This window comes from Lederbergia ruris, assembly GCF_018332955.1.
GTDB lineage: Bacteria > Bacillota > Bacilli > Bacillales > Bacillaceae_C > Lederbergia > Lederbergia ruris.
The window spans coordinates 33091-55555 of sequence record NZ_BORB01000029.1; the positions used below are offsets into that span (position 1 = coordinate 33091).

Annotated in this window: 25 protein-coding genes; 11 read left to right on the plus strand and 14 right to left on the minus strand. The window is 39.6% G+C overall.

The features are described 5' to 3' along the window. Nucleotides 1–21: 21 nt before the first annotated feature. On the minus strand, nt 22–993 hold the full coding sequence (locus KI363_RS15175) for a sensor histidine kinase (protein WP_246516900.1): 972 nt from the start codon (nt 991–993) through the stop codon (nt 22–24). Continuing rightward, nucleotides 987–1688: a response regulator transcription factor gene (locus tag KI363_RS15180; protein WP_158321271.1), complete on the minus strand. Its 702-nt coding sequence runs from the start codon at nt 1686–1688 to the stop codon at nt 987–989. Before KI363_RS15180 ends, KI363_RS15175 begins: the two co-directional genes overlap by 7 nt. Before the next feature lie 286 nt (nt 1689–1974). Between KI363_RS15180 and KI363_RS15185 the strand changes: the two genes are divergently transcribed. The 7 genes from KI363_RS15185 (at nt 1975) to KI363_RS15215 (ending at nt 7196) form a co-directional block, all read left to right on the plus strand. Beyond that, nucleotides 1975–2310: an MGMT family protein gene (locus KI363_RS15185; protein ID WP_212966862.1), complete on the plus strand. Its 336-nt coding sequence runs from the start codon at nt 1975–1977 to the stop codon at nt 2308–2310. A gap of 148 nt (nt 2311–2458) precedes the next feature. Further along, entirely contained in the window at nt 2459–3379 is a 921-nt protein-coding gene (locus tag KI363_RS15190; RefSeq protein WP_212966881.1) for an NERD domain-containing protein, read from the plus strand. 458 nt (nt 3380–3837) lie between these two features. Then, entirely contained in the window at nt 3838–4986 is a 1149-nt protein-coding gene (locus tag KI363_RS15195; RefSeq protein ID WP_306345181.1) for an MFS transporter, read from the plus strand. 115 nt (nt 4987–5101) lie between these two features. After that, on the plus strand, nt 5102–5425 hold the full coding sequence (locus KI363_RS15200) for a PadR family transcriptional regulator (protein WP_212966863.1): 324 nt from the start codon (nt 5102–5104) through the stop codon (nt 5423–5425). Next, complete coding sequence (locus tag KI363_RS15205; RefSeq protein ID WP_212966864.1) at nt 5418–5969, plus strand: HAAS signaling domain-containing protein; 552 nt, start codon at nt 5418–5420, stop codon at nt 5967–5969. Before KI363_RS15200 ends, KI363_RS15205 begins: the two co-directional genes overlap by 8 nt. Nucleotides 5970–5971: 2 nt before the next feature. Then, nucleotides 5972–6874: a DUF4097 family beta strand repeat-containing protein gene (locus tag KI363_RS15210; protein WP_212966865.1), complete on the plus strand. Its 903-nt coding sequence runs from the start codon at nt 5972–5974 to the stop codon at nt 6872–6874. Between the two features lie 79 nt (nt 6875–6953). Next, complete coding sequence (locus tag KI363_RS15215; RefSeq protein ID WP_212966866.1) at nt 6954–7196, plus strand: DUF3923 family protein; 243 nt, start codon at nt 6954–6956, stop codon at nt 7194–7196. A 208-nt stretch (nt 7197–7404) separates the two neighbouring features. Here the strand turns inward: KI363_RS15215 and KI363_RS15220 are convergent, their stop codons facing one another. Next, nucleotides 7405–8013 (minus strand): TetR/AcrR family transcriptional regulator, encoded by a 609-nt coding sequence (locus KI363_RS15220; RefSeq protein ID WP_212966867.1) that lies wholly within the window; start codon nt 8011–8013, stop codon nt 7405–7407. A gap of 107 nt (nt 8014–8120) precedes the next feature. On the opposite strand from KI363_RS15220, the gene KI363_RS15225 reads away from it, so the two are divergent. Then, complete coding sequence (locus tag KI363_RS15225; RefSeq protein WP_212966868.1) at nt 8121–8660, plus strand: hypothetical protein; 540 nt, start codon at nt 8121–8123, stop codon at nt 8658–8660. 145 nt (nt 8661–8805) lie between these two features. Here KI363_RS15225 and KI363_RS15230 read toward each other — a convergent pair whose 3' ends face one another. The 5 genes from KI363_RS15230 to KI363_RS15250 all read right to left on the minus strand — a co-directional run bounded on the left by KI363_RS15230 (nt 8806) and on the right by KI363_RS15250 (nt 14126). Then, nucleotides 8806–9111, minus strand: a complete 306-nt coding sequence (locus KI363_RS15230) for a DUF5316 family protein (protein WP_158321282.1) — start codon at nt 9109–9111, stop codon at nt 8806–8808. A gap of 149 nt (nt 9112–9260) precedes the next feature. After that, a complete protein-coding gene (locus tag KI363_RS15235) occupies nt 9261–10577 on the minus strand; it encodes a (Fe-S)-binding protein (protein ID WP_246516901.1) in 1317 nt (438 codons plus the stop codon). A gap of 5 nt (nt 10578–10582) precedes the next feature. Continuing rightward, entirely contained in the window at nt 10583–11995 is a 1413-nt protein-coding gene (gene glcD / locus KI363_RS15240; RefSeq protein WP_212966884.1) for a glycolate oxidase subunit GlcD, read from the minus strand. A gap of 87 nt (nt 11996–12082) precedes the next feature. Next, nucleotides 12083–13213, minus strand: a complete 1131-nt coding sequence (locus KI363_RS15245) for a CdaR family transcriptional regulator (RefSeq protein WP_212966869.1) — start codon at nt 13211–13213, stop codon at nt 12083–12085. A gap of 19 nt (nt 13214–13232) precedes the next feature. After that, the gene (locus KI363_RS15250; RefSeq protein ID WP_212966870.1) at nt 13233–14126 is read right to left on the minus strand and encodes a LysR family transcriptional regulator; all 894 of its coding nucleotides are present in this window, start codon (nt 14124–14126) and stop codon (nt 13233–13235) included. Nucleotides 14127–14237: 111 nt separating this feature from the next. Here KI363_RS15250 and KI363_RS15255 point away from each other — a divergent pair, with 111 nt between their 5' ends. Beyond that, nucleotides 14238–15254: a YeiH family protein gene (locus KI363_RS15255; RefSeq protein WP_212966871.1), complete on the plus strand. Its 1017-nt coding sequence runs from the start codon at nt 14238–14240 to the stop codon at nt 15252–15254. A gap of 37 nt (nt 15255–15291) precedes the next feature. On the opposite strand, the gene KI363_RS15260 is transcribed toward KI363_RS15255, so the two are convergent. Then, nucleotides 15292–16407, minus strand: coding sequence for a mechanosensitive ion channel family protein (locus KI363_RS15260; RefSeq protein ID WP_212966872.1), 1116 nt, complete (start codon nt 16405–16407; stop codon nt 15292–15294). 391 nt (nt 16408–16798) lie between these two features. After that, nucleotides 16799–18067 carry an alkaline phosphatase gene (locus KI363_RS15265; protein ID WP_212966873.1) on the minus strand — a complete coding sequence of 423 codons (1269 nt, stop codon included), beginning with the start codon at nt 18065–18067 and terminating at the stop codon, nt 16799–16801. A gap of 218 nt (nt 18068–18285) precedes the next feature. Here KI363_RS15265 and KI363_RS15270 point away from each other — a divergent pair, with 218 nt between their 5' ends. Continuing rightward, complete coding sequence (locus KI363_RS15270; RefSeq protein ID WP_212966874.1) at nt 18286–18981, plus strand: hypothetical protein; 696 nt, start codon at nt 18286–18288, stop codon at nt 18979–18981. 221 nt (nt 18982–19202) lie between these two features. Further along, the gene (locus KI363_RS15275; RefSeq protein WP_212966875.1) at nt 19203–19475 is read left to right on the plus strand and encodes an alpha/beta-type small acid-soluble spore protein; all 273 of its coding nucleotides are present in this window, start codon (nt 19203–19205) and stop codon (nt 19473–19475) included. An 83-nt stretch (nt 19476–19558) separates the two neighbouring features. Here KI363_RS15275 and KI363_RS15280 read toward each other — a convergent pair whose 3' ends face one another. From KI363_RS15280 to KI363_RS15295, 4 genes are all read right to left on the minus strand, one after another. Continuing rightward, nucleotides 19559–19873 carry a DMT family transporter gene (locus KI363_RS15280; protein ID WP_212966876.1) on the minus strand — a complete coding sequence of 105 codons (315 nt, stop codon included), beginning with the start codon at nt 19871–19873 and terminating at the stop codon, nt 19559–19561. 1 nt (nt 19874) lies between these two features. Beyond that, complete coding sequence (locus KI363_RS15285; RefSeq protein WP_212966885.1) at nt 19875–20213, minus strand: DMT family transporter; 339 nt, start codon at nt 20211–20213, stop codon at nt 19875–19877. Nucleotides 20214–20296: 83 nt separating this feature from the next. Continuing rightward, nucleotides 20297–20866 (minus strand): TetR/AcrR family transcriptional regulator, encoded by a 570-nt coding sequence (locus KI363_RS15290; protein WP_158321290.1) that lies wholly within the window; start codon nt 20864–20866, stop codon nt 20297–20299. A 174-nt stretch (nt 20867–21040) separates the two neighbouring features. After that, on the minus strand, nt 21041–22315 hold the full coding sequence (locus KI363_RS15295) for a DUF5068 domain-containing protein (protein ID WP_212966877.1): 1275 nt from the start codon (nt 22313–22315) through the stop codon (nt 21041–21043). Nucleotides 22316–22465: the final 150 nt, after the last annotated feature.

The window sequence follows — 22465 nt, forward strand, 5'->3', positions numbered from 1 at the left end:
TCTTCCCCATATCCTGCGGGCCTAAAACCGGATTTGCACACTTGTCCCCTCTCCCCGAACAGAAGTGAGCTCAATTTTATGACCCAATTTTTCACAGACCTCTTTGACTAGATATAGTCCCATTCCTGTTGATTCACGATAATTCCGGCCATTTTCTCCAGTGAAAAACGGATTAAATACTCGTTTTACATCCGTTTTGGGGATTCCTACCCCATAGTCCTGAACGGTCACAATGGTTTCAAGTGCATCCTTCGTTTCCGTAATGACCACCTTACGCCCTTTTCCAGTAGAATATTTCACAGCATTTGTAATCAATTGATTAAAGATAAACTCTAACCACTTTTCATCTGATTCCACGGTTGTTCCTGAGACATGAACTTCGGGATACACATGATTTTTGATAAAAAATCGTTTATTTTCCCGGATGGCTGCTTCTATGACTGATTTTAAAGACACAGGTTCTACCTGAAAGTCCTGTTCAAACATTTCCAATCTAGCTGCATATAAAACCATTTCTAAACCTTTCTCTAATTTATCTGTTTCTTCTCGAATGCTTTCTAAATGCTCATCATCGTTTTCTTGTGTGATCAACTCAATGACGGATAAGGGTGTTTTCATTTGGTGTACCCATTGATTAATAAACGTTAAATGGTCATTTCTCCTTTTTTCTTGCTGATCAAGCTCATTCATATAGATACGATGTTGGCGTTTCAATAATTCACCCAATGCCTTGGCAAGAGGGGCTGTATCCAATGTTTCGAAGGCTTCATCCATTTGATTCATTGGATTTGATAATCTGTTATAAAATCTACGATGAAGAAGATAACGAAAAGTAAGATAGAGCATGAGAATAAAGGTGGCTAAGAAAAGAGCGTAAAAATGCAACGAGAGATTATGGTAACCATCCATCCAAAACACCAATAATAGAATGAGGATTTGCAGAACGTTGACAAGAATAAGCAAGAAATGATCCCGCAAAAATAGCCTCATGATGAATGCTCCCAATTCGGTATTAGCCGGTAGCCCGCGCCCCTCACCGTTTCAATCGCCTCCACAATCCCCAGTTCCTGTAACTTTTTCCGAACTCTTGTGACATTGACATTCAAGGTATTTTCATCGACAAAGGATTGGTCGTCCCATAATTTTTCAAGTATGGCTTCTCGAGAGGCGATACGCGGCGAACGCTTCATTAACATTTCGAGCAAGACAGCCTCTTTCTTTGTTAGAGGGACGGTTTGTCCATCCTTTGTCACTTCCATTCTCTCGACATACAAAACGAGCCCGTCTAGTTCGACGATCCGTTCTTTTACTTTCGGGGCATATTCCCCATACGCCCGCCGTAAGCTGCTACGGATTTTGGCCATTACAATTTCATAATGAAATGGTTTTGTGATAAAATCATCGCCCCCATTTTCTAGCGCCATCACTTGATCCATTTCTCCTGATCGAGCGGAAATAAATAGAATCGGGCATGTGGAAATTTGCCGGATCTGCCGGCACCAATAAAAGCCGTCAAAGCTTGGCAAATTAATATCCAACAAAACGAGATCTGGTTGAATCTCTTTAAAAAAGTCAAGAATTTTATCAAATTGTTCTGTTATGACTGCTTCAAAACCGTATTTTTCAAGGTGGTTTTGAAGCAATTGAGCAATCTTAGGATCATCTTCTATAATTAAAATTTTTGCCATTTTTGAATCATCCTTTTCATTCCTTGGTAAGGAAAACTTAACTACTCAGTGGACCTTCACCTGTATTCTCAATGCTTAAAAACTGTTTATCTTTACAAAATCACATCTTTGGCTGATATCGGTTGTTCTTCCCCAGCTCCCTCTATGCATACAAATAGACATGAGCATCAGGATGGGGATAGAGTGGCAACGTTTGTCCAGGTGAAAATTCAAAAGAAATGCTGTACTTTTGCCATTTTGGTATAATGTATGTTTATCATATCTTAATTAGTCAGGAGAATAAAACATGGAGGCTTATACACAGCAAGTTATAACCGTCATACAAGAGATCCCAACTGGGACTGTTGCCACTTATGGTCAAATTGCTCGTTTAGCAGGCAATCCCCGTGCTGCCAGACAGGTCGCCAGAATTCTTCATTCGATGAGTCAAAAATATGATTTACCTTGGCATCGTGTTGTGAATGCGAAAGGGGAAATTGTGATTGGGGATCCTGAAATTGCCTTTACTCAAACAGCTTTGCTTAGTGAAGAGGGGATTGAAGTTTCTGAAAAGGGGAAAGTGCATTTATCGAAATACCAGTGGAACCCGCGGGATCATGACAGCGATTGGATGTATGGTTAGGAATAGATGTAATTGGATGGAGGTACTAACAGAGGAAATATGGTAAGATATTGATAGGTAATTATAAAAGGAGGTATTTAAAATAAACATTGCGACTTATTTAGACGAACCACTCCCACTCCTCGGTTTAAAAGCAGCTTAGTCGAGAATAGAAGGCCACCATTTTTCCTATTCCTTTTTAAAAACTAAGTGCTTAAACCTTGAAGCAGGACTAGACGGGGAAAATAAGGTCGATTCAATTTTACGAAATTACCCTTTTTCAATGGAACATCAAGTTTTCCACGATTTATCTCTCAAATCCAGCCAACTTTTTCAAATGGACCATCTCTTCCAAACTTCATCCTATTCAATCATTTTCGAGACAAAAAATATTAGCGGAAAATTGCGTTTTCAGGAAAATCCAAAACAATTAATTCGAATAAAGGCTAATGGTGAAATGGACGCCTTTGAATGTCCTGCCGCTCAGGTAAGACGAAAATGCGAGTTATTAGGAGATTGGTTCCAAAATAGAAACATCAACATGCCCATATATGGCGCAGTCATCTTAGCCTTCCCCAAGCAATTGGTGGAACTGGCCCCAAAGAAAACAAAGATCTTTTTTCCAAGTCAACTTCCCTCATTCATTAGAACTTTTCCCCAGGAGAAAAAACCGCTCGGAAACCTTAAATCCATCGCACAGGAACTAGCCGCACATCATCAACCCTATATTCCCGAACCCATTTGTCAAGCGTATGACATTCCAAGAGATGATATCTTAACCGGTGTAAAGTGCCAAAAATGTGGCACTCTCGGAATGAAAAAGATCAAACGGAGCTGGGCTTGCGGAAAGTGCGGACATCATGACCAATATGCTCATATTCCTACTATAATTGAGTGGTATTTAGTTGTAGGAGAGAACATGACGAATAAGGATTGCCGAAACTTCTTGCATGTCGATATGAAAACAGCCACACGAATTTTACAGAGTATGGAATTATTAGGCACGGGTGGCAAACGAAACCGCACCTATCAAATAGATTTCAAACGCTATTTGCAAAAAAGCACTAAGTTTGATTGCATAGAAGATTAATAGATCGTTATACGGGATTGAATGCATGCCTTGGGGTTTAAACTACTGTCATACGGGATTAAATTGGAGCTATACGGGGTTAAATTTGGGATGCGGGATTGAACGCACCACTTGAGGGTTTAAACGATTGCCTTACGGGTTTAAATCAGCGCCATACGGGTTAAATTTGGGATGCGGGATTGAACGCACCACTTGAGGGTTTAAACGATTGCCTTACGGGTTTAACATGGTAAACGGGATTGAACTCCAGCTATAAAGAATTAAAGCACTTCCATACGGAATTAAAATCGCGCCATACGGGAATAACGACTTCCATACGGGATTAAACTGCCGTTTTGCAGGGTAATCAATTAAAATCATAATTCCGTTGTTTTTCACATATTTGTTGAACATAACGTTTGCGGTTTTTTATTTTCATGAGATGATAGTCATAATGAACAAATATGGAGGCTTTGAGCATGATGAGAGTTCTCGTTTACTTCATTGTATTTTTTTCCTTTTTCGATCTCTTTTCGCAATTGCCGATTATGAGTCCATTGGCTACTTCCCTTGGGGCACCTCCTTTTTTAGTTGGGCTTGTGGTTGGAATGTTTTCATTATCTAATATTATCGGTAATGTATCCTCTGGCTTTTTGACGGATAAAAAAGGGCCTTTTTCCATTTTAATGTTTGGCCTCTTTTCAACGGGCATCACTCTATTATTATATTATTTCGCAACAGGTACATGGATTTTGTTGCTAGTTCGCTTTATCCATGGTTTCACAGCAGGTCTGATTGTACCAGCAGCTTTTACCAATTTAGCTAATACAACAGCCAATGAAAAGAAAGGAAAAGGAGCTGCATTATCTGGTGCTTTTATTGGATTAGCCGCCATTATCGGCCCCGCCTTCAGTGGCATTGTTGCTAGCAAGGTAAATGAAGTCACTGTACTTGCGGTCACGTCATTTTTCATGTTTGTACTTGGCATTCTATCTTTTATTTTCCTTCGTTCTTTGCAAAAAGTGAAGAAGCCTAAATTGGCTAAAAAGCCGATTTCGGTCAGAATCTTTTTCCAAGATCCACTTATTATGAAAGCATATTTAGGAGCTCTATTCCTTATGTTCTCGCAAGGTGTTGTGGCGTACATGCTTCCGCTGAAAGTTTTAGAATTGGGAAGTGATACGCAAACAAGCGGTTTATTGATGAGTACTTTTGGGCTTGTGGCTGTGTTAATTTTTATATTGCCAACCAATACTTTATTCGACCGCTTAAAAGCTGTACATACAGCTGTGTTTGGCCTATCAATCATGGGCATAAGCATGCTCTTCATTAGCTTCGCCCCCAGTATCAGTTTACTTTATGTGATTATGGGTACTTACGGAATAGGCTTTGCCTTTTTATTTCCATCTTTAAACTCTATGCTTGTCGAGGCAACAGATCCCGCTGATCGTGGGAAAGCATACGGATATTTTTACGCTTTCTTTTCTATGGGTGTCGTGATTGGCTCAGGTGTCACGGGCTTACTCCAATTGACAGCCAACGGAGGATTCCTTTTCGCTGGAATCTTGCTATTAATCGGAGCACTTTTCATGTTTTTTAAAAATAGGACTATTCATACAGCTGTGTAGAGGAACTAATTTCTCTACGCAGCTTTTTATTTTCAACAGTACCTTGCAATGAACAATACTAGATGTTATATTGTATTCAGGTACTATACATTATACAGTAGTGGAGTGGTGAAAATTGAATGTTCAATTTAAAAAGGGCGTTTTAGAACTTTGTGTCCTCGTCCTTCTGGATAAGCAAGACCGCTATGGATATGAACTCGTTCAAAAAATTTCTGATCAAATTGAAATATCGGAAGGCTCGGTCTATCCTTTGCTAAGAAGATTAACGAAAGAAGGATATTTTACAACCTATTTGCGTGAATCATCTGAAGGGCCATCGCGTAAATATTATAAGCTTACAGAGCAAGGACGAGAATATCTAAACAAACTCGTTGCAGAGTGGCGGCAATTTTCCAAAGGGGTCGATCAAATTATTGAGGAGGGGATGGACCATGAGTAAAAAAGAGTTTTTATTAGAATTGGAACGATATTTACGGTCCTTATCTGCCGTTGAAAGAAATGATATTCTGCAAGATTATGAAGACCATTTTACTTTCGGCATCGAAGAGGGAAAATCAGAAGAGGAAATCTCCGAAGCCCTTGGTTCACCGAAACAGTTAGCAAGGGAAATTCTTGCGGACTATCATATAGAAAAAATGGAAACAAGCAAATCAACGGGGAATATTTTTCGCGCGGTATGGTCTGTGATTGGACTTGGATTTGTAAACCTTGTATTAGTTCTAGGACCTTTTCTCGCCTTAGTCGGTTTATTAGTGGGAGGATGGATTATGGGAATCTCCTTTATACTTACTCCTGTATTGGTATTGTTAAGTGCCCTTTTCAATGTAGGTACTTTTGAATGGTTTGATCTCTTTTTCTCTTTAGCCCTTTCCGGACTCGGGATCTTTATCTCTCTGGGTATGTATTATGTGTCATTAGGATTCATAAATCTTCTGCTCAAGTATTTAAAATATAATATATCGATTGTGAAAGGTGGGAAATAACCATGGTTAAGAAAATTTCCATCATTGCGGCCCTTCTGATTGTCATTGGTGCAATAGGTAGTATAATCACTTTTTCATCCGTCCAAAAGAAAGCTGATTCTCTTACAACACAATTAGATGATATTCAATTTAGCCATCTCAAGGTGGATGTGAGGAATGTAGATGTGGAGCTCGTCCCCTCTCAGGGAGAAGTGAAAATAGATGTATCGGGAGCAAATTCCCAAAAATTAATGGATGGCATAAAAATTGATCAACAAGAAGACACACTGATCCTTCAATCCGACCGTAAGCGAACAAAGTGGTTTTCGTTTGGTTTCAATTCTTCATCCAAAATAAAGCTGTTCTTACCTGAAAAAGAGTATAAGACGATAGAATTGAATAGTCACTCAAGCGATTTATATCTTGCAAATATAACGGGAAAAGACATCCAAATACAAACAAGGAATGGAGATATTGTGGCAAACAACATTTCCTCGCATCTATTTACAGCCAAAACATCTAGTGGGGACATTTCTTTAGACGCCATGACTACTGATATCCATACTAAAACAACCAATGGAGATACGACCCTTTCCAATATTCAGGCCAAATCCATACATTCTACATCGGGAAATGGTGATATTTTATTAAAGGATGTATCGGGAGAGGTACAAGCGGAAAACAAAAATGGTGACTTTACGATCAAAAATCAACAAATTACAGACCCGATTACAGCTAAGGCAAAATCAGGCGATATTCTAATCACTGCAGAAAAATATCCTGAAAACGTCCAATTTGAAACAGCTTCGAAAGTGGGCGATATCCTAATCTTCGGGAAAAGGCAGCAAATCATCAATAATCAAAACCCTGGTATTCTGATCCAACTGGAAACAACGACTGGTGATATTATTGTCCGGAATAAATAAGTCTTTTTCGAATCAAATTCAGGTGTTTTTATAAGCAGTCATTAGGCGTAATAGGAAGAAAGACGAGGTGTGAAAAAGGATGAGAAAGCGGTGGACTTTTTGGTGGATGGTTAATCTTCTATGGATTGTCATTTTCGGAGCGGGTACAGCCTTCATTTGGTTAAGAGAGGTCGATGGCGCTGGTGTTATTCAAACACCTGAAGCTAAATTCGCAGCCTTTATCGTTTTATTAGTTGCATTAATATTCCCTATCATCATTCAAGTTATATGGCTAATTGCTAATCTGGTCATGAACAGTAACAAAAAATATAAATCAGCTTAAATTGAAGAGTGAATCAGTGCGGAAGAGGTTCCCCCTTACTCTCCGCACTTATGGATCCCTATACTAATCAAGATTACTTTCCATCCTACCTATCCATAATCCCAATAAATCATAGTATTGCTTTAGATGCGAGTGGATTTCTATGGCAATCTCCTTATTATAGATATGAACACTTTAAGAGCTGCTCCCGTTGTTCATCTTTCACTCTTCATTCCCCTTCCACCAAAGCTCCATCTATACAGATCTTCTTCATATGATACTGGATCACCTTCACGATCCTTTCCTTGTCCATTCTTTGTGGTTCTAATAAAGCATGCAAAGCCAGTCCATCGATTAAAGCATATAATCTTTCCGTTTCGATCTCGATATCCAGACTTGACCGTAATATTTGCCGTTCCTGTAAATACAACAACAACTTCTTCATTCCTTTAAAAATTTCATCCTTTTTTGCAGCAAAGACATCTTCTTTATGTCTCGTGTAGAACACATAAGCAAACCACACTTCCATTTCGGCCATTGTTTGCGCGTCGATTGGGACAATTTCTAATAGAATAGCCATTACTTTTTCAAATGGCGGTGATTCACTGGCAGCAATTTTATTAATGCGCTCTGTCGCATTCTCTTTCACTAATTTCATCGCATAGACAAATAACTCATCTTGCGTTGAAAAATAGTAACGCAAAGCCCCTAAGGAGAGGCCTGCTTCCTTCGCAATATTACGTACTGTCGCTCCCTCCATTCCTTGCTCTAAAATCACCTTCCAAGTGGCTTCTGCAATTTGCTTTTTTCTTTTTTCATGATCAACTATTTTTGGCATACGTTTATTTTAGCAGATTTATTTTTAAAAATACACTTGTATCAAAATGGGAACCATGGTATATTTTAAATCTAATTCATACAGTTGTACTGAAAAGAGGGATTCATTTGAATTTTGTTGCTTGGATGATTATCGCTGCTGAAATCGGCTTTTGGGTTGTGATTATACTCGGATTTGTGACCAGATATCTGCTCAAAAAAGAAAAACTAGGTTTTTTCTTCTTAGCTCTCACACCTGTAATCGATTTGATTTTACTATTGACCACAAGCATTGACTTATATCACGGAGCCACTGCCACTCAAGCCCATGGACTTGCGGCTATTTATATTGGGATTTCTCTAGCCTTTGGGAAAAGTATGATTCGCTGGGCAGATGAGCGATTCCGCTATTATATTATGAAACAGGGCCCTAAACCATTGAAGCGTTATGGAATGGATTATGCAAAACATTATTTGAAAAGTTGGGGGCAACATGTCCTTGCTTATGTGATAGGAAGTGCCTTTTTATTGGGGCTTATCTTCTTTATTCAAGACCCTGCCCGCACAGAAGTATTGGATGGTTTTTGGAAACTATGGTCCTTGATCCTTGGGATCGACTTTTTGATTGCCCTTTCTAATTTTATCTGGCCGAAAAGGGAGAAATCGTAGCTTATTAGATGTTTATTTTAGAATAGCGATGTTTCAATCCCTTATGGAAAAAGCTTAATCCCGGATGGCTATGATTTAATCCTTTATAGAAGAGACTTAATTCCGGATAGGAGCAGTTAATCTCGTTTAGGCTTTCTGCCCATTCCTACAAGGCAACGAAGTAAGCAACGGCCAACAAAATGAGAATGAAGATAAAATTGGGTAAAGCAATAAAAATAAAATTTTTCACCCATTGCATTCTTTCTTCTCTTGAACTCTTTGATTCACTCTCATAATTGGCACGGGCACGGTCCCCTCCCGCCATCGCTCCGGTAAAGAGCCCGGCAAGAAGTAAGAATACCAACACAACCCCACCAGAAATTTTTAAGACAAGCATCCAATCACGAGTGACAAAACCAATAACTAAGGCCACGATGACGATGAAAACACCGAAACTTAGGGATTGATTCACTTTCATCCTCCTCGTGTATTTTTGTCTTCCCATATATCCCTTCTAGAAAAACTATCTTTTCCCTTCTAAAAGTGTACGCTTTTATTCCCATACTATAAAATTGAAAAAAGCTTCGTGAAATTCCCTCTCTCTCACAAAGCCTTTGATATTTATCCACATGCCTCCAACAACAAATCCACAATATGAATCGCCCGCACTTGGTCACCTAATCCTTCCCGTTCAATCCCTAGCTTCATTTGCAACAGACATCCAGGGTTAGCCGTCACAATCGTTTGTGCCTTTGTCGCGGTCACTTTTTCCATTTTATGATCTAAGATTTGCATCGACATCTCTGGCTGAACGAGGTTATAGATCCCTGCGGAGCCGCAGCAACTGTCGGCCTTTTCCATTTCCCGGTATTCAACTCCAGCTATTGCCTGCATTAAAACGCGAGGCGCTTCCGCTGTTCTCATCACATTTCGTAAATGACAAGAATCTTGATAGGTCACAACTTGTTGTGTCACTTGAAGAGGAACACGTTCATGAAAATTCAATTCATATAAAATTTGGGAAATGTCCTTCATTTTGGCACTAAACTGACGGGCCCGTTCTGCATATTCTGGATCGTCTTTTAACAAGTGCTCATAATCCATTAAAAAGGCGCCACAACCACCAGCATTGACAATAATGTAATCTGCTTCTGTTTTTTCAAAGGCGGCAATATTTCTCCTTGCAAGTTCTTTAGCCTTCTCTTTCTCGCCACTATGCCCATGCAAGGCGCCACAGCAACCTTGGTTCTCCGGAATGACGATTTCGCAACCCGCTTTCTGTAACAGTTTGATCGTGGCATCATTCGTCTCTAAAAACATTGTATCCATCAAACAACCAGAGAAAAAAGCGACTTTCGCTATTGTGGTTTCCGATGCAGCAGCTTGCTGTAGGCGACTTTTCATCCTGCGATGTTTCGGCACTTCGGGTAAAGCCTTTTCCATTTGTCGCAAGCTTTCCGGAAATAAGTTCATAAAGCCAATTTTCCGAGCAACCGTCTGTAGCCCACTTTTTTGATAAAATCCCAGTAAACCAACGGCTTGAGCCATCCGCTTTTGATGCGGAAATAAACCATCGAACATCGTTTTACGCAACGCCTTCACAGGCAAGGAATGAGGATGATGTTCATTAAAAATATCTCTTGCCTCTTCCAATAAATGTCCGTATTGCACTCCTGCTGGACAAACCGGCTCACAAGCTCGGCAACCTAAACAAACGTTCAACGAATGTTCCACTTCTTGATCTGGTGCGATGAGTCCGTCATAGACCGCTTTCATTAGCGCAATCCTCCCACGTGGGGAATGGGTTTCATCAAATCCTGTTTCAATATAAGTCGGGCAAGCAGGTAAGCAAAAGCCGCAACGCATACAATTCAGCAATTCCGACTCATCCATTCTTTCCTGGAATGCTTCTTGAATACTTTTTTCTCGGGCCGTCATCTCCATCATGTTGACACCACCAATCGTTTACGTGTTTCTTCCGTAAAGACCTTTCCCGGGTTTAAAATTTGCTGTGGATCTAACGCTTGTTTAATTCCTTTCATAACCGCAATCCCAGCTGATCCTACCTTCCATTCCAAATACGGTGCTTTCACCATGCCAACCCCATGCTCACCAGTAATGGTGCCACCTAATCGAATGGCCTGATCAAAGATGTCCGCAAAAGCGGCCTCTACTCTTGCCATTTCTTCCTCATCCCGGGCATCTGTCGGACAGGTCGGATGCAAATTTCCATCCCCGGCATGGCCAAATGTACAAATCTTCACCTGATGCTTCTCTGCAATCTCATTAATTGCCTTCACCATATTGGCAATTTCAGAACGTGGGACCGTCGCATCTTCCAAAATGGTGGTCGGTTTCAATCTTGCTAAGGCTGATAACGCCGCCCGTCTCGCTGTCGTCAAAGCCTCTGCTTCCTCTGCTGTTGCGGCAATTTTTACGGACACAGCCCCCGATTCTGTACAAATCGCCGCCATCTTTTCGACATCTCGTGCCACCACTTCCTTAGTTCCATCCTGCTCAATCAGAAGCACGGCTTCCACATCTGTTGGCAATCCAATTTGTGAGAAGTCTTCTACTGCTTGTAAAGTTGGCTGATCCAAAAACTCCAAAGTCGCCGGGATCATTTGCGCCGCAATAATTTTCGAGACGGATTGTGCGGCTGCATCAATATTTTCATAGAGTGCAAGCATCGTTTTTTTCGACTCAGGCCTCGGGATTAGTTTCAATGTTGCTTCTGTGATAATCGCCAAAGTTCCTTCTGATCCAACAAGTAATTGCGTTAAATTATATCCTGCAACATCTTTAGCTAGTTTCCCACCAGTACGAATAATTTCTCCATTAGCTAAAACGGCTTCCAACCCCATCACGTAATCAGAAGTGACACCATATTTCAAACCACGGAGCCCACCGGAATTCTCATTAATATTGCCGCCAATCGTCGAGATTTTCATCGAGCTTGGATCAGGAGGATAGAATAGACCTCTCTGTTCGACCGCCTCAATCAAGTCTTGCGTAATCACACCCGGTTGCACAGTCACCGTTAAATTGTCTTCGTCTACCTCAAGAATTCGATTCATATGTTTAAATAACAGTACAACTCCACCTGCAATCGGCACTGTCCCTGCACATAAATTGGAACCTGAACCACGTGGGACAATTGGAATCTTCTCCTCTCGGCAAGCGTTTACAATATTAACCACTTCTTGCGTTGAACGCGGCGCCAGCACGAGGTCAGGCAGTGCTTGAACATTCGGTGTCGCATCATAGGAATATACAAGTCTCTGAGCCTGTGACTCCATCATATTCTCTTTCCCTACAATTGCTTCGAACTTGCCTTTAATCGATGCGGAAATCATCATTCCCACCTTCTTTGTTTAGTTTTAGTTTCTTTTATTTCTATCATAAAAAACTTCCGCCCTTTTATCTATAGAGAGAAGTTTAAATTACTTTTCCTTTTTCTCACTCTTTTTTGTATGTTCCTCTAAAAAATGCAAAGCTAAATAAAGTTGAAAGGCATCAGGAACGGATTTCACGTCTAATTTTGTATATTCTTCTATTTTCTTCATTCGATAATACAACGTATTAATATGAATATGTAATTTCTCAGCCGTTTGTTTCAGCGACAAATGCTGAGTAAACAACATCTTTAAGGTTGTTAACAGCTCATCCTGTGCTAATAGAGGGGTAAGTATGCGTGACATGTATTCTTGCTTCGTACTTTGCTTAATCTCTTGTAAACAGAGCTCTAAACGCAAATCTTCTTCAAATACAATAGGAGTGCGTTCCGACGTAGCTAAGAGTGCCTTCTCTGCATCCGTTACCCCTATCCCCAATTTTATTGGTGCTACCTTATTCCCCACACCAACTCGAACGGAAACTCCCCAGGTGGTTTCAATGAATGTTTTTAATTGGTTTAACTTCCGCACTAAGCTTGTTTTCTGTCTAGTTTGTTCATGATGTAAAAGCAAAAAGCGATGGCTTCCCCACTGGATCATCAGCTCTTGTTTTTGCGGATCTTCCCATACGTGCTTAATTTGTCCGATTGCATTGAAGATAAAGGGCGAATGTTGATCCCACTCTATCAATATAGGTAAGCGTTCCAACTCCAAGTCAATACTTAACAGTCGGGCACGCTCTACAAACTCAGCTGTCCATTCTTTCTCTTGAATCCAATCAAGCACAAAAGATTCGATCATTCTTGCTCGCCATTGACTTTCTTCAGAATAATAACTCTCTTTTATCATTAATTCTGTCATTTTTTGCAACAGTTCCCCAAAAGGCATAATTTGATTAGGTTCTCCCGTTATCCCGATGACGCCAACCACTTTCCCCTGAAATAAAATCGGAAAATTTATGCCTGCCTTTACTCCATTTAAATAAGGAACATCCCTTTCTTTAATGATGACTTTTTCCGACTTTTGTGCACAAAGCAATGCTCCTTCATGATAATCGCCAATTCTCCCTTCCTCAGAGCTAGCAATAATCTCTCCATCAATATTGACAATAATCAAGTCTTTCTCAAATAACTTCCCCACTTCATATATAATGTTTTTAGCTAGAGTCGTTGATAACACCTTTCTCCTCCTCCGTTTTCTATCCTCTTAAAATAAGCGATTCACTCGTACGAAGCAGTTCGATGAATACTTCCAATGCTTTTGTCTGAAACCTCGATTTGGTGATCATAGAAAACTGTCGAAAGAATGGCAGCCCCTTTATAGGTAAAATTTGCATATCTTTATTCCGAATTTCCTTTTGTACAGCCCATTTTGATAATAAACTAATGCCTAAGCCTGCTTCCACTGCTTCTTTAATTGGTTGTGTACTACTAAAAACAATTTTCTTCTTTGGCAAAAACAAAAGTTGCTGGAACACGTTTTCAGTAGCTTCCCGTGTACCTGAACCGTTTTCACGGACCACCCATCGTTCGTTCTCTAAATCACTGATGGTCACCACCTCTTTTCGTGCCAATGGATGATTGGCAGAAACGACAATCACCATCGAATCCTCAGCAAAATTCTCTTCTATCAATTCCTTGCCTTTAAATTCCCCTTCAATAATACCAATATCCAATTGATGGCTGGTGACAAGCTCGGCAACGGTTGCAGTATTGGCAATGGTTACAGCAGGTTCAATTTCAGGATATTGTTGCTGCAAATCGGTTAGAATATGTGGCAGAACATATTCTCCAAACGTATAACTAGCGCCAATCTTAAGATCACCTTTCGCCTTATGTGTCAAATCATCGATTAAGTTCTGCATTTTTGTATAAAGTCCAAGAATTTCCTTTGCATGATGATAAACGATTTCTCCAGCTTTATTCAATTGAACATATTTATTTGTTCGTTCTAGTAACCTTATCCCCATACTGTCTTCTAAGGCACGAATGTATTGACTAACAGCTGGTTGTGTCATATGCAATTCTTCCGCAGCACGAGAAAAATTTTGCTTTTCAGCAACCGTGATAAATACTTGCAAATGTTGATCCATCGATTCTGTCACCCCTTATCCTATTATATCATTTTACTTATCATCACGATCATAACTATTTATTTTACTTATATTACAGATCTACTTATTCTTATTTTAGGAGGTGCTTGAATGGATTTTGCAGAGGAAAAAGCAAAAGGTAATCAAGCTGGCAAGTGGATAGCCGGTATTGCGTTTACCTTTTTCATCGCATTATTAGGATATTTACTCGCTATGGTGCCTGGATTTGACCATGTTGGACAATTAGCTTGTGCGATCATCATTGCTGTTGTGTATCGCCAAATTTTTGGCTATCCTGAAGTGATTCGAAATGGGATTACTTTTTCATCCAAAAAATTATTACGTGTGGCCATTATTTTATATGGTCTTAAATTAAATATTGATGTTGTATTACACGATGGATTAGGATTACTTGTGCGGGATGCGCTTGTCATTGCATTCGCAATCCTGCTTACGATTTGGTTAGCTAAACGATTAAAAGCGGATAAAATGATTTCGCTATTGCTTGGTGTGGGGACTGGAGTATGTGGAGCCGCCGCGATTGCAGCTGTTGCCCCCATTGTTAAATCAAAAGATGAGGATACGGCAATTGGTGTAGGGATCATTGCCTTAATGGGAACGATATTTTCCATTGTGTATACAATCCTAAGACCTTTCCTCCCTCTAAACGCATTGGATTATGGGATCTGGTCGGGAATTAGCTTACATGAACTGGCTCATGTCGCGATTGCAGCTGAACCCGCTGGAAAAGATGCGCTTGCGATTGCATTACTAGCAAAATTAGGACGTGTCTTCTTGCTTGTTCCGCTCTGCTTTATTTTTATTTTTCTTATGAAGCGGAAAAATAAAGGCTCAGAGCAAAATGCAAAAGTTGAATTCCCCTGGTTTTTACTTGGTTTTATTCTCTTAAGTATATTGGGCAGCTATGTATTCGGTCATTCGATTCCAGTATCCGACTCTGTTATGCAGGGGATCTATACCCTCACAACTTGGTTATTAACGGCTGCCATGGTCGGGCTTGGACTGAACGTAAGCTTGAAAGATCTACGGTCGAAAGCTTTAAAACCATTGATCGCGATGACGATTACATCCATTTGTCTGTCTATATTAGCGTATTTTATTGTCTAATCCGTTAAAAGGAGTGCTCATTTCGCACTCCTTATTACTAGGATTCACTCAAGGTAGAACGAGATACGCTAGATCCTTCTTGGTTATCTCTATCAAACACCTGTCTAGCTGGAATCGCAATAGAAAGGTCTTCCTCGTCTAAGAGGCTTAGAATTTGTAAATTAATATCTTGCTTCACATCTAAATGCTCTTCCCAAGCGGTCGTTTTTGTAAAAAAGTAAAGCATGACATCGTAACCATTATCCTTAAATTCATCAAATTTGACCAAAATGGTTTCTGGATGAACATCAGGATGGTTTTTGATCATGGTTTCTATTTTACGTGTTATATCACGGACTTTTTCATTTGATGTGTTATGAGGCAATCTCACATTAAAATTTACTCTTCTTTTATTCATTTTACTCCAGTTCGTGATCGCTTCATTCGCTAATGTCGAGTTAGGAACTGTTACGACCGCATCCGCAAACGTACGGATTTTCGTACTTCGGAAGGTAATATCCTCCACCGTCCCTTCCACTGTCGGAGTTAAAATCCAATCTCCAATCGTAAAAGGCTTCTCTGTGATAATAACGATACCGCCAAATAAATTCGCTAAGGCGTCCTTTGCCGCTAAAGCAAAGGCAAGTCCACCTATCCCTAACCCAGCAACAAATGTACTAACACTATATTGAAACTCCTCTGCAATCACCGCAATTGTAATCGCGACAATAATAAAGCGAATGGTTTTCGATAAAATCGGAATCAAAATTTCATCAATATTAAAATCAAACTTCTCATTGATCTTTGTAAACAAAGCAGAAGAAGCGTCTGCTAGGTTAAATAATCCCCATCCTACTATAAATATAATCGAAGATCGAATTAAATGGAGGAATAATAGATTCGTTTTATCCCAATATGGAAAATAAGCCACTGCTATATATAGCCCTATAACGATAAATAACCAATACATCGGCTTTTCAAATGCCCTTGTAATATTAGTAAATAAACTTCCTGGAACTTTTTGTGTCAATTTTAATATAATCGCAAAGACCAATTTCGTAAAAATCTTCCTTAAAAAGAGAAATAATAAAAACACTCCAATCGCGATAAGAATGCCGATTATTTCTTCTATATGATTAGCTGGTTGCCAAATTTCCCACGATTTCCAAAACATATTTCATTATAACCTCCTTGAAGTGCGTGTTCAAAAAGGAGGATAAAAAGGACCCGTCGGCTAAAGGCGCTGACGTCCTGTCAGCAACGCCGACACTAGCACATCCTGTGCGTCGAAAGTTCGAGGCGGCGCAGCCTTCGAGCAGCGGAATGTATGCATTTAGATACATGAGCAGCGGAGAAGCAAGCCAACGAAGAAATTCGCAGTGTCATTTTTACCGAACTTTTTGAACATCCTCTTGAACGAAACTAAACTATATTCCTTGATTGAAGGAATCAATATCTTTTTCATTTACCCGTTGAGTTTCAACTTTAATCTGGAGTTGCTTTTAAGTGCCTATTGTTATTTATAACACAAGGAGGCGATTTAGGCATAAAAAAACATCCCATTTTCATTGAAATGGGATGTTCATTAACTTCGCTATCTTCTTCGGCAAATCCGTATTTTCTTGCAATCCTCTAAATCTTTCTGCCCCTGGTCCATACGCATATACAGGAATATCTACACCTGTGTGTTCATAAGTCGTCCAACCGATTAATGCCCGTTTTGATAGAATCTGATTAATCGTTCGCTCGGGATCTTTTGCAACTTGAATTTTTCTTTCTTCCTCGGGAGTCAAGTCAATATTTGCATATTTTTTTAAAACCTTTTTACTGTTTTTTCGCTCTTTATCTAATTGGGTTACCATATATTGCCCAGTAGCTTTGATGTCTTGAAGGAAATCGATGTTTGCCGCATATTGGTTATAGCCACCAATGGAAATGCCCCCTGTATTATGATCACCAGCAATGACGACTAGGGTATGTTGATCCTCTTCCGCGAACTCCTTCACTCGCTCTACCGCTTGTTCAAAGGCTTCTATATCCTTCATTGCCCATGCCGCATCATTGGCATGACCCGCCCAATCAATTTGTCCACCTTCCACCATTAAGAAGAAACCTTTCTTATCTTTTTGTAAAATTTGAATCGCCGTTTCTGTCATTTCGGCTAGACTGGGCTCCTTTGTCCGATGGCGATCCAGTTCAGGAGACATCGCTTCTTCAGAGAATAAACCCAACAGTTTATCCGATGATGACTTCAGCGAAAGCCCTTTATGATCTGTGACAATCTGATATCCTTCTGCTTTAGCGCGGTTCAGTAGTGTTTTCGGGAAATACTTCCTTCCACCCCCCAATAATACATCCACTCGATTGTCTAGAAGTTGTGGTGCAATTTCCGCCTCCATTTTTCGATCCTCTACATGAGAAGCAAAGGCTGCAGGTGTCGCATACGTGATCGTCGTGGTGGTCACCAAACCTGTTTTCTTACCACTTGCCTTTGCCGCTTGTAAAATCGTTGGCAACCGTTCACCTGTCGGAGACATGGCAATCATTCCATTGTTTGTTTTCACTCCTGTTGCCATCGCCGTTCCACCAGCAGCAGAGTCGGTCACGATCGAATTGGCAGAATAGGTTCGATGCATCCCAACCAACATCTCATCCATAATGGAATTCTCCCCTTTATACCACCGGTAACCCGTTGCATAAGCTGCTGAAAAACCATCCGGAATCATGAAAATAACGTTGGTGACAGGACTCTTCTCAGCCGCAACGATCATTTCATTTGTTATAAATGGGAATATTCCTAGAAAAAATAATAACAACCAAACAAATCTTTTCATTTTCAGCTCTCCTCGTATAGTAAGTTACTTTATTTTTGCACTTGCCCACTATATTATTCCTTTGAACTGGAACTAAGGTCACATATAAATCAAGGACTAATTTCATCTTTTTATTAAAATGATATCTAACTTTTGCATTCTAAAGTGCCCTTTTCTAAAATGAGTAATGCTGGATTTCCAAAAGTCATAAACGAATGAAAATAGTTAGGAGTATCATAATGAAAAAAATTAGCATCTTATTAATGTGTACACTTTTACTAGCTGCCTGTAATAATGGAAAAAACACGGATGAAAACGCAGTAGATTCTGCACCATCTTCCACAGAAAATAGCCAGAATGAGGACTCCATGAAGGAGGAAACATCTGGAACGGAAGAGGAATTGCCTCAAAACGAAAATCCAGATACAACAGAAAGCAATAACCCTGAGTCGGAAGAGCCCAACGACCTTCCAGAACTCCCAATCGTTGCAGAGAAGACTGATGAACAAAACCTTATAAACGAAGTTGTGACAGACACGAATGATAAGCGAATTATTTTGTATGAAATAGATGGAAAAAAGAAATATAAAAGTATTTATATTAAAAATTCCGGCTATCTAAAGATTATTCAAATTGATGACAATGATCGTTTGATTTCTAATGAGAAAATAGAAAATAAGCATTCAGCAGAAGACCATTCAGGTGAACAAACAACAGAATCAAGTGATTTCCCTGAATACACGATCGTAGAAAAAGAGACAGGGGATCAAGATCTTACCAACGAAGTTGTAACAGATACGAAAAATAAGCGAATTGTTTTATATGAAAAAGATGGGATAAAAAAATACAAAAGCATTTATATAAAGGACTCACACTATCTAAAAATTATCCAAATTGATGACAACGATCGTTTAATTTTCAATGAAAAAATATAAAAGAAACTAACAGGTGAAAAATCCTGTCCATCTTATATTCACAATCGCTGGCTACTCCTTGCGCATATGGATTACGAAAAATCATATAGACGATTTCACCCGCTGGTAAGAATGTTCCTACCCATCTTTTCCTTTATCCTTTACTTGAGAATTTTATCCAAGATAAAAACTGCCAGTTTACAAATCATAAAGAATACAAATTCTAAATTTAAGGAGGGATAATGAAGATGGCCAAGAACAAGATTTTGGTTCCTGAAGCGAGAGAGCAGCTAAATCAACTAAAAACCAACGTGATGAAAAAAAAAGGATATCATGTGGATGAAAACCATCCGGAGAATATTAAGTATGAAATTGCAAGGGAACAGAATATTCCGCTAAAAGAAGGATATAACGGACAACTTACATCCGAGCAAGCAGGGAAAATCGGTGGGCCAATCGGTGGGAATATGGTGAAGGAAATGATTAAAATGGCTCAGCAACAGTTACAAAAATAAGGGTGGCACCGCCGAATATTCTCGAAAAGTACTAGGTATAAGATAAAGGGCCATCCAATCGGTAAATTGGATGGCCCCGTTTATTAGGAGACAGCTTTTAATCCTGTAACTCCAATAACGATTAAAGCAACGCTAATCAGTCTAGCCCGACTTCTTGGCTCATCAAAGAAGATCATGTTGACAAGCACCGCCCCAGCCGTTCCAATCCCAATCCAAACAGCATAGGCAACACTCACTTGTAAATAATGAAAAGCGGAATATAAAAAGACAAAAGAGGCACCAAAGCCCCCTAAATAAAGGGACCCGCTTTTCCAAGTCTTCTTTTGGCTATACATTTTTAATCCCATTGTTCCAACAATTTCACTAATGGCTGCTAACATGACATAAACCCAACCCATTTTAAACCGTTCCTTTCTCTTCTTTCCGATCTGCTAAATTTAATCCAATGACCCCTGCAACCAAAATCGCGATGAATAGGACTTTTCCGACATTTAACGTTTGTCCAAAAAAGACAATATCCATTAAAGCCGTCCCCACCGTTCCGACTCCCGCAAAGGTCGCATAAACCGATCCAGTCGGAAGGAGTTCACAAGCTTTCGTTAAAAAGTGGAAATCGACAAAAATAAAAAAGACAATCAAGATCCAATGCCACCAGTGATTCGCTGTATTAAATCCATAGATCCAGACCAATTCAAAAAAACTAGTCAGACCAACATAAAGCCATGCTTTTTTCAAAATTCTTCCTCCTTAACAATGAATGATTATCAGTCATTTTCGTTTATAAATGGAAGTCCCCTTTCTAATGAGACCCCATTCTCTCTTCATACTCCTAATGCATGAATTAAAAAAGAATGAACTTCTTGCTTTTGAATATCCGCCTCTTGCTCTTGATTGGAATCATAGAGAAAGACTTGTTCCGCCGCCGATTCAATCAATCCGATTACAAGCTTAGAAACGCGCTCCGTGTTCACTGAATCTCGAATCGTACCTGCAGTTTGTGCTTCTTTCAAGAAGTCACTCATCCATAGATAAAAAGGCTCATAAACCGTTTCCCATTCCTTCATATACTCTGATGTTGCCATACCTGCATATACCATCGCCAATACCTCGTGATAGCTCTCTGCCACAGAAAAAATGGCATCAATAACTTGCGTAAGCCGTGTAGAAAAATCAGCTTCTTGCTTCACTGTAGCGCGAATTTCCTCGATACTTTTCTCTACCAGCACTTCTGCAATCGCAGGCATTACCGCCATTTTAGAAGAAAAATATAAATAATACGTCCCTTGCGCAATCCCGGCTAATTTGACAATATCCGAAATCTTTGTTTTTTCAACACCCTTCTCTCGAAAAACCTCAACAGCAGCTTGAACAATTCGCTCTCGTTTATTCATATCGCCACATCCCTAAATGTATTACCATCTCTCTTTACATCCAAACGATTATTCATTCGTTCTACTTCACTCATACATGACTGACTTTCATTCATTATATCATAAAAAATTGTGCCTGGCACGTCTCAAAAAAATATCGAAAAGTGCCTGGCACCACTTAGCTTTGGTCAAAGCTTATTTCTTCATTGGTAAATCAAATTGAACGGATTTTTCTTTAAATAGTCGTTTCGCATTTTCATCAGCCAATGGACCAATTTGCAATTTCAGCTCTTTGAAAATACCGAATTCATCTTCACGGAATAGGAATACGGCTAACCCTTCAAATGTGTCTCCAGGTTCTACCATTCCTCTTACGGTTGGTTCTAACATACCTTGGGATAACATCGTTCCACGGTCATCTACATGTAGTTTTCTTTCGATGAAAGATTGATCAAAGGCAGTATCACTGTTATTTTCAACCGTGAATTTAGCTGTTAATGCAACCAATGGTCCATCACCAAAATTCTTAAACCGCTCTTTATTACCCTCCGTAGGTGTAATATTGGCATATTGCGCCCCATTCAGTGTCACTTTCACCTTATCAATTTCCTTTGTTTCATTGATATCTTCTTTCGAGAAGAATAATTCTTTCTCTGCTACTGTATCAGTGACCATTTTATCTTGATAAAGATTGGCGGTAGCTCCCGCTTTCTCTTTTCCTTCATCAGACAATGGAAGTGGAATGACCCCCTCTTCCCCGATTCGATCGCTTACATCATCTCCACGCCATAAAGCATCAATTTTCAAAATAGGTAGCTTCGATTTTTCGAATTGTTCTTTTGTGATCAAGAAAGCATCCAAACCTGTAAAAGATTTCCCAGCTGAATAAAGAGAAGCCCCTTCAGTAGAATCATCTTTCATCCACTGATCACGGTCGACTAATGTCGTTCTTTTTACAATAGGTTCTGTCGCATCATCTGTCTGCATAGATAGCCCGCCAGCGTAACTAATTTCATCTTCTGATTGGTTATCAAGTGTCAATTTTAATGTTAAGACATATCCCTCGTCTTCATCATTAAAAGAACCCTTAGCTGACTCATTCATATTGCTTACATGGACAATTTGGTACTCATCAATTGTCATGCTGACCTTGTCACTAAATGCATGAGAAAGGCCTGGGTTTTTATTTGTAAATACAACCTCTACATCCCCACCAGTATACTCCTCAATATATGGATTCAGTATTCCCCCATCGTTTTCCTCATTCTGGGAAGAATCCTCTTCTTCCTTCTCATCCTTTTCTGTATCCTTCGAATCATCTGAAGCCTTTTCTTTCTGAGCACCATCATTTTTTTCAGTCTGTCCTACATTTTCTTTAGATGTAGGCTTGGCTTCCCCCTTGTCTTTACCACCGCAAGCCCCTAATAACAGAAGGGCTAAAATACTCATTAGCACTAAAAACTTTTTCATGTTTCACTCCCCCTTAATGTTTACGTATTGTCAAAAAATCTATAGTAAAAAGTTAATCCATCCTTGACTTAAAAGGGTTTATAAATAAAAAACTTGCCACCCCCTAAATTCTGAGGATAATTGAGGTTACCAGACCACCAACATCCCAGA

What these genes read in the sequence shown, in the direction of transcription:
- KI363_RS15290 (WP_158321290.1), bottom strand. Translation starts at nt 20,866, where the DNA reads ATGAATAAACGAGAGCGAATTGTTCAAGCTGCTGTTGAGGTTTTTCGA.
- KI363_RS15280 (WP_212966876.1), bottom strand. Translation starts at nt 19,873, where the DNA reads ATGGGTTGGGTTTATGTCATGTTAGCAGCCATTAGTGAAATTGTTGGA.
- KI363_RS15270 (WP_212966874.1), top strand. Translation starts at nt 18,286, where the DNA reads ATGAAAAAAATTAGCATCTTATTAATGTGTACACTTTTACTAGCTGCC.
- KI363_RS15295 (WP_212966877.1), bottom strand. Translation starts at nt 22,315, where the DNA reads ATGAAAAAGTTTTTAGTGCTAATGAGTATTTTAGCCCTTCTGTTATTA.
- KI363_RS15215 (WP_212966866.1), top strand. Translation starts at nt 6,954, where the DNA reads ATGAGAAAGCGGTGGACTTTTTGGTGGATGGTTAATCTTCTATGGATT.
- KI363_RS15180 (WP_158321271.1), bottom strand. Translation starts at nt 1,688, where the DNA reads ATGGCAAAAATTTTAATTATAGAAGATGATCCTAAGATTGCTCAATTG.
- KI363_RS15205 (WP_212966864.1), top strand. Translation starts at nt 5,418, where the DNA reads ATGAGTAAAAAAGAGTTTTTATTAGAATTGGAACGATATTTACGGTCC.
- KI363_RS15265 (WP_212966873.1), bottom strand. Translation starts at nt 18,067, where the DNA reads ATGAAAAGATTTGTTTGGTTGTTATTATTTTTTCTAGGAATATTCCCA.
- KI363_RS15185 (WP_212966862.1), top strand. Translation starts at nt 1,975, where the DNA reads ATGGAGGCTTATACACAGCAAGTTATAACCGTCATACAAGAGATCCCA.
- KI363_RS15255 (WP_212966871.1), top strand. Translation starts at nt 14,238, where the DNA reads ATGGATTTTGCAGAGGAAAAAGCAAAAGGTAATCAAGCTGGCAAGTGG.
- KI363_RS15260 (WP_212966872.1), bottom strand. Translation starts at nt 16,407, where the DNA reads ATGTTTTGGAAATCGTGGGAAATTTGGCAACCAGCTAATCATATAGAA.
- KI363_RS15250 (WP_212966870.1), bottom strand. Translation starts at nt 14,126, where the DNA reads ATGGATCAACATTTGCAAGTATTTATCACGGTTGCTGAAAAGCAAAAT.
- glcD (WP_212966884.1), bottom strand. Translation starts at nt 11,995, where the DNA reads ATGATTTCCGCATCGATTAAAGGCAAGTTCGAAGCAATTGTAGGGAAA.
- KI363_RS15275 (WP_212966875.1), top strand. Translation starts at nt 19,203, where the DNA reads ATGAAGATGGCCAAGAACAAGATTTTGGTTCCTGAAGCGAGAGAGCAG.
- KI363_RS15210 (WP_212966865.1), top strand. Translation starts at nt 5,972, where the DNA reads ATGGTTAAGAAAATTTCCATCATTGCGGCCCTTCTGATTGTCATTGGT.
- KI363_RS15220 (WP_212966867.1), bottom strand. Translation starts at nt 8,013, where the DNA reads ATGCCAAAAATAGTTGATCATGAAAAAAGAAAAAAGCAAATTGCAGAA.
- KI363_RS15195 (WP_306345181.1), top strand. Translation starts at nt 3,838, where the DNA reads ATGATGAGAGTTCTCGTTTACTTCATTGTATTTTTTTCCTTTTTCGAT.
- KI363_RS15235 (WP_246516901.1), bottom strand. Translation starts at nt 10,577, where the DNA reads ATGACGGCCCGAGAAAAAAGTATTCAAGAAGCATTCCAGGAAAGAATG.